Annotated in this window: 12 protein-coding genes; 9 read left to right on the forward strand and 3 right to left on the reverse strand. The window is 72.5% G+C overall.

Annotated features, from left to right (window positions below):
* Nucleotides 1-38 precede the first annotated feature (38 nt).
* From IE237_RS32125 to IE237_RS32135, 3 genes are read left to right on the forward strand one after another with little or no spacing between them, the layout of a single operon-like run.
* Nucleotides 39-833, forward strand: a complete 795-nt coding sequence (locus IE237_RS32125) for a COG1470 family protein (protein WP_308433139.1) — start codon at nucleotides 39-41, stop codon at nucleotides 831-833.
* On the forward strand, nucleotides 830-1,906 hold the full coding sequence (locus IE237_RS32130) for a hypothetical protein (protein WP_189805656.1): 1,077 nt from the start codon (nucleotides 830-832) through the stop codon (nucleotides 1,904-1,906). Before IE237_RS32125 ends, IE237_RS32130 begins: the two co-directional genes overlap by 4 nt.
* A gap of 14 nt (nucleotides 1,907-1,920) precedes the next feature.
* Nucleotides 1,921-3,408, forward strand: a complete 1,488-nt coding sequence (locus IE237_RS32135; protein ID WP_189805657.1) for a hypothetical protein — start codon at nucleotides 1,921-1,923, stop codon at nucleotides 3,406-3,408.
* A 63-nt stretch (nucleotides 3,409-3,471) separates the two neighbouring features.
* Here the strand turns inward: IE237_RS32135 and IE237_RS32140 are convergent, their stop codons facing one another.
* Nucleotides 3,472-4,992: a peptide MFS transporter gene (locus IE237_RS32140; protein ID WP_189805658.1), complete on the reverse strand. Its 1,521-nt coding sequence runs from the start codon at nucleotides 4,990-4,992 to the stop codon at nucleotides 3,472-3,474.
* A 426-nt stretch (nucleotides 4,993-5,418) separates the two neighbouring features.
* On the opposite strand from IE237_RS32140, the gene IE237_RS32145 reads away from it, so the two are divergent.
* Nucleotides 5,419-6,096, forward strand: a complete 678-nt coding sequence (locus tag IE237_RS32145; RefSeq protein ID WP_030690380.1) for a response regulator transcription factor — start codon at nucleotides 5,419-5,421, stop codon at nucleotides 6,094-6,096.
* A 161-nt stretch (nucleotides 6,097-6,257) separates the two neighbouring features.
* Nucleotides 6,258-7,529 carry a sensor histidine kinase gene (locus IE237_RS32150; RefSeq protein ID WP_189805659.1) on the forward strand — a complete coding sequence of 424 codons (1,272 nt, stop codon included), beginning with the start codon at nucleotides 6,258-6,260 and terminating at the stop codon, nucleotides 7,527-7,529.
* 27 nt (nucleotides 7,530-7,556) lie between these two features.
* Here the strand turns inward: IE237_RS32150 and IE237_RS32155 are convergent, their stop codons facing one another.
* Entirely contained in the window at nucleotides 7,557-8,072 is a 516-nt protein-coding gene (locus IE237_RS32155) for a GtrA family protein (protein ID WP_189805660.1), read from the reverse strand.
* A gap of 187 nt (nucleotides 8,073-8,259) precedes the next feature.
* On the opposite strand from IE237_RS32155, the gene IE237_RS32160 reads away from it, so the two are divergent.
* The 4 genes from IE237_RS32160 to IE237_RS32175 all read left to right on the forward strand — a co-directional run bounded on the left by IE237_RS32160 (nucleotide 8,260) and on the right by IE237_RS32175 (nucleotide 12,202).
* Nucleotides 8,260-9,399 carry a 5-(carboxyamino)imidazole ribonucleotide synthase gene (locus IE237_RS32160; protein WP_189805661.1) on the forward strand — a complete coding sequence of 380 codons (1,140 nt, stop codon included), beginning with the start codon at nucleotides 8,260-8,262 and terminating at the stop codon, nucleotides 9,397-9,399.
* Nucleotides 9,396-9,929 (forward strand): 5-(carboxyamino)imidazole ribonucleotide mutase, encoded by a 534-nt coding sequence (purE, locus tag IE237_RS32165; RefSeq protein ID WP_189805662.1) that lies wholly within the window; start codon nucleotides 9,396-9,398, stop codon nucleotides 9,927-9,929. Before IE237_RS32160 ends, purE begins: the two co-directional genes overlap by 4 nt.
* Nucleotides 9,926-11,146: a dipeptidase gene (locus IE237_RS32170; RefSeq protein WP_189805663.1), complete on the forward strand. Its 1,221-nt coding sequence runs from the start codon at nucleotides 9,926-9,928 to the stop codon at nucleotides 11,144-11,146. Before purE ends, IE237_RS32170 begins: the two co-directional genes overlap by 4 nt.
* A gap of 132 nt (nucleotides 11,147-11,278) precedes the next feature.
* Nucleotides 11,279-12,202, forward strand: coding sequence for a membrane dipeptidase (locus IE237_RS32175; RefSeq protein ID WP_189805664.1), 924 nt, complete (start codon nucleotides 11,279-11,281; stop codon nucleotides 12,200-12,202).
* Nucleotides 12,203-12,258: 56 nt separating this feature from the next.
* Here IE237_RS32175 and IE237_RS32180 read toward each other — a convergent pair whose 3' ends face one another.
* Nucleotides 12,259-13,584 (reverse strand): UDP-glucose dehydrogenase family protein, encoded by a 1,326-nt coding sequence (locus IE237_RS32180; protein WP_189805665.1) that lies wholly within the window; start codon nucleotides 13,582-13,584, stop codon nucleotides 12,259-12,261.
* Nucleotides 13,585-13,788 lie beyond the last annotated feature (204 nt).

Genomic DNA, 13,788 nt, shown 5'->3' on the forward strand with positions numbered 1-13,788 from the left:
CACCCCCCGCACGGCGCACGGCGGCACGCTCCGGACTCGTGGCCGCCGCGACCGCCCTCCTCGGCGCGGTCGCGGCGGCGCCCCCCGCCGCCCGGGACTGGACGGCGGCGCCCGCCGCCGGACGGCCCTACGCCTACCTGGAGGGACCCGCGGGCAGCGTCCTCCAGGACACCCTGTCGGTCACCAACCCCGGCACCGCACCGCTCACCGTGCGCCTCAGCGGACAGGGCGCCCCGGTGTCCTTCGCCGCGCGGACCGTGACCGTGCCCGCCAGGACCCGGGCCGACGTGCCCTTCGCCGTGACCGTCACCGCGGACACCCCGCCCGGCGAACACCGGGGCACCGTCCGGGCCGCGACCGCCGACCGGGAGGTCCGCGTCGACCTGCGGCTCCGGGTCAGCGGACCGCACCTCGCCGCGCTCACCGTCGAGGACGTCCACGTCGACGCGGACACCGGAGCCCTCCGCTACACCCTCGTCAACCGCGGCACCACGGTCCTCGCCCCGCGCCTCGCGGTCCGCGCCGAGGGCCTCCTCGGCACCGTCCTCGACCGGCCGGACCGCGCCCTGCCGCTGACCCTCCGCCCCGGCGAGCGGGCCACCCGGACCGAACCCTGGCCCGACCCGCCCGCCCTCGACTCCGTCACCGTCCGGCTGACGGCCACCGCACCGGGCGCCGCGCCCGCCACCGCCCGCGCCGAGGCCGCCTTCGCCTCGGGCCCCGCGCTCACCGGCACGGCCGGGCTGCTCCTGGCGGCCGCCGCCGGCGTCGTACACGTGGCACGGCGGCGCCGGTCCCGTACCCAGCGCGCCCCGGAGGGAGCGACACCATGAGGACGATCCGTACGGCCGCCGCCCTCCTCGCCGCCCTCGCCCTCGTCCTGCTGCCCGCCGCCCCCGCGGCGGTGGCGGCCCCGGGGCCCGTGGTCGAGCTGTCCAAGACGGAGGGCGGCAAGGGCGGTGAGATCACCGTCAGCGGCAGCGGCTGGAAACCCGGCGCGCTGCTCATGCTCCTGATCTGCGGCCAGGGCGCCCCCGGCAAGGGCGTCATCGGCGGCACCAACTCCTGCGCCAACACCGAGGGACGGGCCGCGACCGTCGACAGCCGGGGAGCCTTCAGCACGAAGCTCCCCGTCGCCGAACCGCCCAAGCCCTGCCCCTGCGTGGTGCACGTCGCCGGGGTCACCGGCCGGCAGGACGCCGTCGACAAGGAGTTCACGGTCGCCGGGCATCCCACCGCCCCGCTCCCCGAGGCCTCCGGCGACGGGCGCCTCGCCGTCCTCGCCGCCGTCCGCCTCGACGGTTCGAGCGGCCTCCTCGTCTGGTTCGGCGCGCCCCCGAGCCGCGAGGTCGTCTTCACCGTCGGCAACCTCGGCCCGGCCGCCGTCAAGGACCCCGTCTTCCAGGTCGGCACCAGCCACGGCGTCTTCGCGCCCCAGTACGAGGAACGCCAGTGGCGCGGCACGATCGAACCGGGCCGGAAGGCCCTGATCCGGCTCCCCGCCGAGCTCACGGCCGGCGCGCACGGCGACTACCAGATCTCCGTGAAGTACGCGGGCAAGGTCCTCGTCGAGCAGCCGTGGGGCGTCGGCAGGCCCTGGGGCGTGACCCTCTTCTGGGTGCTCCTCGCCGTCGTGGTGCCCGCCGCGCTGTTCCGGATCGGCATGGCCGTGGTCGACCGCGTGCGGCCCGCTTCCGGAGCCGGCCGGGCCCGAGCCACCAGGACCCGGACGGGGCCGCGCGTACGGCGCCGCGCCCCGGCCCGTACACCCGCTTCCACCCCCGCCTCCGCCGCGCCGGCGGGCCCGGGGGACGAGGAGACGACCGCGGCCCTGCCGTGGTTCAGCCCTGACTCCGCACCGTCAGCGCCAGAGAGCAGCAGCCCGACGACGAAGGGACATGCGTGAGTACGCAACGGAGGATGAGCGCGGCCGGGGTCGCGCTGATGCTCGGCGGCGCGGGAATCCTGTATGCCGCCGGCCCCGCCCAGGCCGCCGAGACCAGCTACGCGACGGAGTGCATCCCGCCGTCGATCTCGGGGCTTCCGCCCGTGCGGGGCACGACGAAGGTGCTGATCACCGCACCGGCGGAGGCCAAGGTCGGCGACGAGGTCGAGATCGTCTGGAAGACGGTCCAGGCCGCCTCGAAGAACCCCGACGTGCTCGACCTCGACAAGGACACGGTGAAGCCGACCGGCGTCCTCACCGTGGGCGGCGCCGGGAGCGGGACCGTCGCGATGGCGGGACCGCGGCAGAACCCGGCGATCCCCAAGAACAGCCCGATGGTGCTGCCCGACATGAAGGGGAAGCTGAAGCTGGACAAGGCGGGCGAGATCACGCTGACGCCCGGCAAGTACACGATCAACGTGTCCAAGCCCCTGTCGACGGACACCAAGTGCTCCCCGAAGGAGACGGTGCCGGTCGGCGCGACCATCAAGGTCACGGACGGGGGCGGCGGGACGACGACGTCCGGCGGCACGACGACCTCGGGCGGGACCACCACGTCCGGCGGGACCACCACGTCCGGCGGTACGACGACGTCCGGCGGTACGGCCTCGGGCGGGACGACGACCACGGCGGGCGGGACCACGGCCTCGGGCGGGACCACGGCCTCGGGCGGCTCGTCGGACTCCGGCGGTACGAGTTCCACCGGCGGCGGCTCGAACAACACCGGCGGTGCCGCGACCAGCTCCTCCGGCGGGACCGGCGGCGACGCCGGGAGCTCGGGCGGGAGCTCCGGCGGTGGCGGCGGGCAGACCGACTTCCCCGGCAAGGAGGTCACCGTCGCCTTCGCCTGCCAGAGCCCCGGCCCGGCCGCGATCAACTCCAAGGTGACGATCGACGCCAGGAAGAACGGCGAGGTCTACGACCTGACGGTCAAGACGGCCAAGGGCGTCATGAAGAGCCCCGCCGCCCTCCCCAAGGGGGCCCTGAAGCCCTCCATGGCGGTGAAGATCGGCGGGGCCGACAGCGGCACGGTGACGGTCACCGGCGCGCCCAACCCCACCGCCCTCGCCATGGACGCCCCGGTGAGCCTGGAGGACATGAAGGGCACGTACCGGCCCGGCGCGACGGGCAGGTCGACGCTCAGCCCCGGCACGCTCACCATCAAGGTCACCCTCGGCTCCGTGAAGATGGAGATCCCCTGCCAGGTCAAGGGCGCCGTGCAGGCCTCCCTCGAACTGGACACCAGCAAGCAGGCCGGAGGTGCCTCCGGCGGTGACGCCGGCGGCACGGACACGGCCACCGGCTCGGGCTCCGGCTCCGGCGGTTCCGACGGCGGGAACCTCGCCCACACCGGCGCCGAGAACGACGGCGCCCTGCGCGCCCTCGCCCTCGTCGCGGGCACGGTCATCCTGGTCGGCGGCGCGGTCTTCACCTTCACCCCCTGGGCCCGGCTCAGGCGCTGAGGAAACGGCGAAGGCCGCCGCACCGAACCGGTGCGGCGGCCTTCGGCCGTGCGGGAGGCAGGGTCAGTGGACGCTGCCCATGAGGCCCTGGACCTTCTTGCGGTACATGTAGATCGCGAAGCCCGCGAGGACGGCCAAGGCGGCCTGCATCGCGATGATCCCCGTTCCGTTCAGGTCCACACCGGCCAGCGACAGCAGACCCGTGGTGCAGTCACCGGCGGTGACGGCGAGGAACCAGACGCCCATCATCTGGGAGGCGTACTTCTGCGGCGCCATCTTCGTGGTGACGGAGAGGCCGACGGGGGAGAGGCACAGCTCACCGATGGTCTGGATCATGTAGATCGTGACCAGCCACATCGGGGAGACCTTGGTGCCGTCGCCCGCCATGTTCATCGGGACGATGAAGACGAAGAAGGACGCGCCGACCAGGACGAGGCCCATCGCGAACTTCACGATGGTGTTCGGCTCCTGGTTCTTGCGGGCCAGCCACAGCCACAGCCAGGCGAAGACCGGGGCCAGCGCCATGACGAAGAGCGGGTTCAGGGACTGGTACCAGGTGGCCGGGAAGCCGAAGCCGAAGACGGTGTCCGCGGTCTTGTCGTCGGCGAAGAGCGACAGGGTCGAGCCACCCTGGTCGTAGATCATCCAGAAGACGGCGGCGGCGACGAAGAACCAGATGTAGCCGGTCATCTTCGACTGCTCGGTCTTGTCGAGGTCCTTGTCGCGCTTGATGCGGACCAGGACGGCGACCGGGATGATCAGACCGGCGAGGGTGATCGGGACGAGCGCCCAGTTCAGGGTGTAGACGCCGAGGCCGACGATGACGCCGTAGAAGGCGGCGGCGAGGACGAACACCAGCGCGACCTTGACCAGGACGCTCTTGCGCTCGGCCTGGCTGAGCGGGTTCGGGACGACGTTGCTCTTCGGGCTGAGGTTCTTCGTGCCGATGAGGAACTGGACCAGGCCCAGGCCCATGCCGACCGCGGCGAGCGCGAAGCCGAGGTGCCAGTTGACCTTCTCGCCGACGGTGCCGACCACGAACGGCGCCACGAAGGCACCGAGGTTGATGCCGACGTAGAAGAGCGTGAAGCCACCGTCACGGCGCGGGTCGTCCGGGCCGTCGTAGAGGTGGCCGACCATCGTGGAGATGTTGGCCTTGAGCAGACCGGAGCCGGCGGCGACGAGCGCCAGGCCGACGAAGAACATCGCCTGGCCGGGGATGGCCAGCGAGGCGTGACCGGCCATGATCACGAAACCGGCGATGGTGACGGTCTTGCGGGCGCCCCAGACGCGGTCGCCGAACCAGCCGCCGGGCATGGCCATCAGGTAGACCATCGAGACGTACACCGAGTAGATGGCCGTCGCCGTGGCCGCCGTCATGGCGAGGCCGCCACCCTGGCTGCCGGTCGCCGCGTCCGCGCCGCCGGAGACCAGGTACAGAACGAGAAGGGCCCGCATGCCGTAGTAGGAGAAACGCTCCCACATCTCGGTCATGAAGAGGGTGGCCAGGCCACGGGGGTGGCCGAAGAACGTCTTCTCGGAACCAGAGGTTCCGGTCGAAGCCGTCGTCAGGCTGGACGCCATGTCGATCCTTGCTCTGTCGGGACGCACGCCTTGTGAGCGTGATGCGCCCGGTGGGGGAGGCCGGCACCGGCGGAGTCGTGGAACTCCACCGGGATCCACGCCCCGGGAGATGCGTCTTCGCGTCCCGGAACCCGGCCCACAGGTCATTCACCGTCTCAAGGTTCGGCTGAGCCGACCTCACGCAGAAAGAGGACCTTGGCGCGCGAAGCTGGCCAAAGGTCCCCGATTACCGCTACTGACGTCTCGCCACCATACGACACGACAGTGCCGGATATGGAAGGACTTGAGAGATGGATCACAGGCGGGGATGCAACCGCGCAAGGCCATTCGAAGGTCATGTGCAGGATGACCACAAGATCCCCAGGGGGCGTCCGGGCCGTACGGATCCCGCCCCGGCCCGGGCGCCGTGCGGACTACCATCACCCCATGACCCGTGTACTGCTCGCCGAGGACGACGCATCCATCTCGGAACCGCTGGCCCGCGCCCTGCGGAGAGAGGGGTACGAGGTCGAGGTCCGCGAGGACGGCCCCACCGCCCTCGACGCCGGACTCCAGGGCGGCGTCGACCTCGTCGTGCTCGACCTGGGCCTGCCCGGCATGGACGGCCTGGAGGTCGCCCGCCGGCTGCGCGCCGAGGGTCACACGGTCCCGATCCTGGTCCTCACCGCCCGCGCGGACGAGGTCGACACCGTCGTCGGGCTCGACGCGGGCGCCGACGACTACGTCACCAAGCCCTTCCGGCTCGCCGAGCTGCTCGCCCGGGTCCGGGCCCTGCTCCGGCGCGGCTCCACCGAGCCCGCCGTCGCCCCCGCGACCCACGGCGTACGGATCGACGTCGAGTCGCACCGGGCCTGGATGGGCGACGAGGAGCTCCAGCTCACCGCGAAGGAGTTCGACCTGCTCCGGGTCCTGGTCCGGGACGCCGGCCGGGTCGTCACCCGCGACCAGCTGATGCGCGAGGTCTGGGACACCACCTGGTGGTCCTCCACCAAGACCCTCGACATGCACATCTCCTGGCTGCGCAAGAAGCTCGGCGACGACGCGGCGAACCCCCGCTACATCGCGACGGTCCGAGGAGTCGGCTTCCGCTTCGAGAAGAGCTGAGCGCAGCCGCCGAGGCTCGGGCGGGGGCGGGGCGTGCCGGCGCCCCAGGGGGTGTCGCGGCCGCCGGCCGTCGTGGGCCGGTCGCGCGGTTCCCCGCCCCCTGATGCCGTCCGGCAGGGCGTTGCCCCCTCGTCGCCCTCAAGCCGCCCTCCGGAGAAACCATGCGCCGCCGCCTGATCAACTCCACGCTCGCCGTCGTCCTCGTCGTCATCGCCGTCTTCGGCGTCTCCCTCGTCCTCGTCGAGACCCGCACCATCTCCAGCAGCGCCCAGGAGAGCGTGGACTCGGAGGCGCTGCGGATCGTCTCCATCGTCGACAGCCGGCTCATCGGCGGCGAGCCGGTCAACCCGGACATCCTCGCCCAGCAGAGCGGCGCCAAGCGCTACGCCCAGATCCGCATCCCCGGCCGGGACGCCATCGAGATCGGCACCCGCCCCGAGGGCGACGTGATCCGGGGCCTCGCGGAGGGCGAGCGCGGCGAGACCGTGCTCGTCGAGGAGTCCCGCTCGGCGGTGACCGCCGAGGTCGGGCGCACCCTGTTGATCATCGGCGCGGTGGCCCTGCTCGCGGTCGTCGCCGCCGTCCTCCTCGCCGTACGGCAGGCGAACAAGCTGGCGTCCCCGCTCACGGACCTCGCCGAGACCGCCGAGCGCCTCGGCTCGGGCGACCCCCGGCCCCGGCACAAGCGGTACGGGGTGCCCGAGCTGGACCGCGTCGCGGACGTCCTGGACGCCTCGGCCGAGCGCATCGCCCGGATGCTCACCGCCGAGCGCCGGCTCGCCGCCGACGCCTCCCACCAGCTCCGTACGCCCCTCACGGCGCTCTCCATGCGCCTGGAGGAGGTCGCCCTCGCCGACGACCTGGACACGGTCAAGGAGGAGGCGACGATCGCGCTCACCCAGGTCGAGCGGCTCACCGACGTCGTCGAGCGGCTCCTCACCAACGCACGGGACCCCCGCACGGGCTCCGCCGTCGCCTTCGACCTGGACGAGGTCGTCAAGCAGCAGATCGAGGAGTGGCGCCCGGCCTACCGCAGCGCGGGGCGGGCGATCGTGCACTCCGGCAAGCAGGGGATGCGGGCCGTCGGCACCCCGGGCGCGGTGGCCCAGGTCCTCGCCGCCCTGATCGAGAACTCGCTCATGCACGGTGGCGGCACGGTCGCCCTGCGCACCCGCGTCACCGGCAACCAGTCGGTGATCGAGGTCACCGACGAGGGCCCGGGCGTCCCCGCCGACCTCGGCGCGCGGATCTTCGAGCGGGCGGTGAGCGGCCGCAGCTCCACGGGCATCGGCCTGGCCGTGGCCCGGGACCTGGCGGAGGCGGACGGGGGCCGGCTCGAACTGCTCCAGCAGCAGCCGCCGGTCTTCGCGCTCTTCCTGAGCCGGGAGGTCAGGAGCGTCGCGGAGGCGCCGCAGGAGCGACCGGTGCGATGAGCGCGGGGAGGAAGCGGGGAGAAGGGGTCAGACGCGGTCGGGCTGGCGGCGGGTCGCCTGCCGCGGGGCCTGCTCCAGGAACGATTCGGCGGTCTGCACGGCCTCCTTCGCCGGCAGCGCGCGGAACACCCACGTGCGGTAGGACCAGAAGCGGAACAGGGTCGCGACGCCGATGCCGAAGAACTTGAAGAAGTTGCTGGCCAGCGGGCCGTCCCAGCCGAAGCCGTACGTCGCCGCGTAGAGGACGCCGTTCTCGATGACCAGGCCGACCAGGCTGAACAGCAGGAACAGCGTCAGTTCCTTGGTCCGCCCGGACTTGTCGCGGTCGCGGTACGTGAAGTAGCGGAAGCCCACGTAGTTGAAGGCGATCGCGACCACCGTGGCGATCAGACTCGCCCGCACCACCGGAATCTCCGTGGTGTGGCGCACCAGATTGAAGACGCCGAGGTTGACCAGGACGCCGAGACCACCGACCACCCCGAACTTGGCGACCTCCCGGAAGAGCCCCTGGAGTCGCATGCGCAGCGCGCCGGGTTCACTCATGGTGATCGCTCTGTCCGTCCGTCCGGATGACGTCCGGGCGACGTCAACCCAACCATGCTAACCAGCGCCCCTGTCACCCGCCTGTGTACCTCGGAAACCCGTGGAGAACCCGTATCCCACCCGCGTCGCGCTTGTGCCAAACCACAGCCGGACGAGTGTTCTCCGATGGTGCGGATACCCTAAGAGGGTGACGTTCCCCGTAGTAGGCATGGTCGGAGGCGGGCAGCTCGCCCGTATGACCCACGAGGCGGGTATCCCCCTCGGCATCAAGTTCAAGCTCCTCAGCGACACCCCGCAGGACTCCGCGGCCCAGGTGGTGAGCGAGGTCGTCATCGGCGACTACCGCGACCTGGACACGCTGCGTGACTTCGCGCGCGGCTGCGACGTGATCACCTTCGATCACGAGCACGTCCCCACCGAGCACCTGCGCGCCCTGGAGGCCGACGGCATCCCCGTCCGGCCCGGTCCGGACGCGCTCGTGCACGCGCAGGACAAGGGGGTGATGCGCGCGAAGCTCGACGAGATCGGCGCGCCGAGCCCCCGCCACCGCATCGTCGCGGACCCCGCCGACGCGGCGGCCTTCGCGGCCGAGGTCGGCGGCTTCCCGATCATCCTCAAGACCGTGCGCGGCGGCTACGACGGCAAGGGCGTCTGGTTCGTCCGGACGCCCGAGGACGCCCGCGACCCCTTCCTCGCCGGGGTCCCGGTCCTCGCCGAGGAGAAGGTCGACTTCGTCCGCGAGCTCGCGGCGAACATCGTCCGCTCCCCGCACGGCCAGGCCGTCGCCTACCCGGTCGTCGAGTCCCGTCAGGTCGACGGCGTCTGCGACACGGTCATCGCGCCCGCGCCCGACCTCGACGACGAGCTGGCGGGACGGGCCCAGGAGCTGGCGCTGCGGATCGCCAAGGAGCTGGGCGTCGTCGGCCACCTCGCCGTCGAGCTGTTCCAGACCACGGACGGCCGCATCCTCGTCAACGAACTGGCGATGCGCCCGCACAACTCCGGCCACTGGACCCAGGACGGGGCGGTCACCTCGCAGTTCGCCAACCACGTCCGGGCGGTTCTGGACCTGCCCCTCGGCGATCCGCGTCCGCGCGCGACGTGGACCGTGATGTGCAATGTCCTGGGCGGCGACTACCCGGACATGTACTCCGCGTACCTGCACTGCATGGCCAGGGACCCGCAGCTCAAGATCCACATGTATGGCAAGGACGTGAAGCCCGGTCGCAAGGTGGGCCACGTCAACACCTACGGCGACGACCTCGACGACGTGCTGGAGCGCGCCCGTCACGCCGCCGGCTATCTGCGAGGAACCATCACCGAATGAGCACCGCCACCGCCCCCGTCGTCGGTATCGCCATGGGGTCCGACTCCGACTGGACCGTCATGGAGGCCGCCGCGCAGGCCCTCGACGAGTTCGAGATCCCGTACGAGGTGAACGTCCTCTCGGCGCACCGGATGCCGCGCGAGATGATCGCGTACGGCGAGGAGGCCGCGGGCCGCGGGATCCAGGCGATCATCGCGGGCGCGGGCGGCGCCGCCCACCTGCCCGGCATGCTCGCCTCCGTCACCCCGCTGCCCGTCATCGGCGTGCCGGTGCCGCTGAAGTACCTCGACGGCATGGACTCGCTGCTCTCCATCGTGCAGATGCCGGCCGGCATCCCCGTCGCCACGGTCTCCGTCGCCGGCGCGCGGAACGCGGGCCTGCTCGCGGCCCGGATCCTCGCCGCGCACGACGCCGAGCTCCGCGCCCGGATGACCGAGTTCCTGCAGGAGCTCAACGACCAGGCCACGGAGAAGGGCAAGCGGCTCCGGGCCAAGGTCGAGGGCTCGGCGTCCTTCGGCTTCGCCAAGTGAGCGCCGCTCCGAGCGCGGCTCCGAGCGCGGCGGACCGTCTGGAGGAGGCCCGCGAGCTGCTCGCGGGCCACCCCGTCGTCGACGGTCACAACGACCTCCCGTGGGCGCTGCGCGAGCACGTGCGCTACGACCTGGACCGGATGGACATCGGCGCCGACCAGACCGGCGCGCTCCACACCGACCTCGCCCGGCTCCGGGCCGGCGGCGTCGGCGCCCAGTTCTGGTCGGTGTACGTGCCCTGCCGGCTGGCCGGCGACGACGCGGTCAGCGCGACCCTGGAGCAGATCGACATCGTCGACCAGCTCCTCGGCCGGTACGCCGCCGACCTCGCTCCGGCCCTGACGGCGGACGACATGGAGGCGGCCCGGAAGCAGGGCCGTATCGCCTCGCTCAAGGGCGCCGAGGGCGGCCACTCGATCAACAACTCCCTCGCCACCCTGCGCGCGCTGCACGCCCTGGGCGTGCGCTACATGACGCTCACGCACAACGACAACAACGACTGGGCGGACTCGGCGACCGACGCGCCCGGCGTCGGCGGGCTCTCCGCCTTCGGCCGGCAGGTCGTCCGGGAGATGAACCGGTCCGGCATGCTCGTCGACCTCTCGCACGTCGCCGCGACGACGATGCGGGACGCGCTCGACGCCACGGCGGCGCCGGTGATCTTCTCGCACTCCTCGGCGCTCGCGGTCTGCGACCACCCGCGGAACATCCCGGACGACGTCCTGGAGCGGCTCCCCGCGAACGGCGGCGTCGCGATGGCCACCTTCGTGCCCAAGTTCATCCTCCCCGCGGCCGTCGAGTGGACCGCCCGGGCGGACGAGAACCTGCGGGCGCACGGCTTCGACCACCTCGACACCACCGCCGAGGCGATGAAGCTGCACCGCGCCTTCGAGGAGGCGAACCCCCGCCCGATCGCCACCGCGGCCACGGTCGCCGACCACCTCGACCACATGCGCGAGGCCGCCGGCATCGACCACATCGGCATCGGCGGCGACTACGACGGCACGGCCTTCACCCCGGCCGGTCTCGACGACGTCTCCGGCTACCCGAACCTGATCGCGGAGCTCCTGCACCGCGGCTGGTCCCACCCGGACCTCGCCAAGCTGACCTGGTCCAACGCGGTCCGCGTGCTGCGGGACGCGGAGGCCGTCTCCCGCGATCTGACGAGCCGTACGGCCCCGTCGAACGCCACGATCGAGGCGCTCGACACGCCGTAGGCGCCGTCACCGGTTCCTCACCCGGACGGCGTAGCCCACCGGGCCCCGGGCGGGGGCCGGTGGCACGGTGGACGGTACTGCCCCGCTGCTCTCGGCGGGGCGGTACTGCATCGCCGAGTTCGGAGTAACACCATGGCGGAACTGCTAGACGACCATCCCACTCTCTCCACCGTCCCTGCCGCCGCCGGCGAGCCCGACCCGCCGGAGTCACCGCCGCCGCTCGACGAGACGGCCCGCGCCCGCGCCCTCCTGGCCGCGCAGCCCGTCACCGAGGGCCACGCCGAACTCCCCGGGTCGCTCGACCCCGAGGACCTGCCGCCCGTCCGCGCCGCGGAGGCCGGGGCCCAGCTCTGGTCCCTGCACACCGAGTCGGACGAGGGCGTCGTCGGGACCCTGCGGCGGATCGACTCCGTCCGTGCCCTCGTCGCCGCCTGCCCCGAGGACCTGCGCCTCGCGTACACCACCTCCGAGCTGGCCCACGCCCGCAACTGCGGCCGCGTCGCCGCCCTGCTCGGCCCGGTCAGCTGGACGGCGCTCGGCGGCTCGGCCGCCACGCTCCGGGCCTACCACGCCCTGGGCGTACGGGCCGTGAACCTCCCCCGCTTCGACCGCTTCGCCCGTGACGCGGTACGGGAGATGAACCGCATCGGCCTGGCCGTGGACCTCTCCGGCGCCGACCAGGACACGGTCCGCCGCGCCCTCGCGGTCACCCGCGCCCCGGCCCTGCTCACCCGGGCGGCCCCGGAGGCCCTGCCGGACGACGTCCTCGGCCTCCTCGGCGAGAACGGCGCCGTCCTCATGGTCACGGTCACCGACGACCCGGCCGCCGTCGCCGACGTCCTCGACCGGGTACGGACGGAGGCGGGACCGCACTGCGCGGGCGTCTCCCACACCACCGCCCCGGCCCTCGGCTACGTACCGCTCTTCGCCGAGCTGCTCCGCCGGGGCTGGACCGCCCAGGAACTCGTCGGCCTCGCGCACGCCAACGCCACCCGGGCGCTGCGCGAGACGGAGTTCCTGTCCCGGGCGAACCGGATCCGGCCGGCCGCGGCCTGACCACAGGTGGACGAGAGGGGCGCACCGCGCGGCGGTGCGCCCCTCTCCGTCGTCTCTCAGGCCGTCGGCCGGCCCATGGCCCGGTAGGTCCAGCCGGCCGCCCGCCAGCGCTCGCCGTCGAGGGCGTTGCGGCCGTCGAGGATCACCCGGGACGTGGCGACCGCGGCCAGCTCCGCCGGGTCGAGCTCGCGGAACTCGCGCCACTCGGTCAGGTGCAGCACGACGTCCGCCCCGCGCACGGCCTCCAGGGCCGAGTCGGCGTAGCCGAGGGTGGGGAAGACGCGGCGGGCGTTCTCCATGCCCTTCGGGTCGTAGACGGTCACCTGGCCGCCCTGGAGGTGTATCTGTCCGGCCACGTTCAGGGCGGGGGAGTCGCGGACGTCGTCCGAGTCCGGCTTGAAGGTGGCGCCGAGCACGGCCACCCGGCGGCCGAGGAAGGTGGAGCCGCCGAGGGCCTCGCGGGCCATCTCCACCATCTGCCCGCGGCGCCGCATGTTGATCGAGTCGATCTCGCGGAGGAAGGTCAGGGCCTGGTCGGCGCCCAGCTCGCCCGCGCGGGCCATGAAGGCCCGGATGTCCTTGGGCAGGCAGCCGCCGCCGAAGCCGATGCCGGCGCGCAGGAACTTGGCGCCGATCCGGTCGTCGTGGCCGATGGCCTCGGCGAGCTTGACGACGTCGCCGCCGGCGGCCTCGCAGACCTCCGCCATCGCGTTGATGAAGGAGATCTTGGTGGCGAGGAAGGAGTTCGCGGAGGTCTTCACCAGCTCGGCGGTGGGGAAGTCGGTGACCACGAAGGGCGAACCGTCGCCGACCGGCCCGGCGTACACCTCGCGCAGCAGCTTCTCGGCGCGCTCGCCCTGTACGCCGACGACGATCCGGTCCGGGTGCAGGGTGTCCTGCACGGCGAAGCCCTCGCGCAGGAACTCCGGGTTCCAGGCCAGCTCCACGCCCTCCGGGAGCAGGCCCGCGAGCCGCTCGGCCGAGCCGACCGGCACGGTCGACTTGCCGACGACCAGGGCCCCCTCGCGGACGACGCCGGCGAGGGAGGCGAAGGCGGCGTCGACGTAGCTCATGTCGCAGGCGTACTCGCCGTGCTTCTGCGGGGTGTTCACGCAGACGAAGTGCACGTCGCCGAAGGCGCCGACCTCCTCCCAGGAGGTGGTGAAGCGCAGCCGGCCGCTCGATCCCTCGATGCCGGCCACGTGCTGCGCGAGGAGTTCCTCCAGGCCGGGCTCGTACATGGGGACGCGTCCGGCGGACAGCATCTCGATCTTCTCGGGGACGACGTCGAGCCCGAGGACCTCGAAGCCCAGCTCCGCCATGGCCGCGGCGTGGGTGGCGCCGAGGTAGCCGGTGCCGATCACAGTGATCTTGAGGGCCATGCGGGACTCCAGGGAACGTCGGGCGGAATGCCTGCCCGAGCATAGTCGTGCCCTGGTCCGGGGCCCGGTCCACGCCCTACCATTTGGGTTACTTAACGGTAGTTAGCAAGCGTGGGAGTGAGTGAACGTGGCGGGTTCTGCTGATTTCGACCTGTACCGGCCTTCCGAGGAGCACGACATGCTCCGGGAGTCGGTGCGTGCCCT

This window comes from Streptomyces tanashiensis (assembly GCF_014648895.1).
In the GTDB taxonomy this organism is placed as follows: domain Bacteria; phylum Actinomycetota; class Actinomycetes; order Streptomycetales; family Streptomycetaceae; genus Streptomyces; species Streptomyces tanashiensis.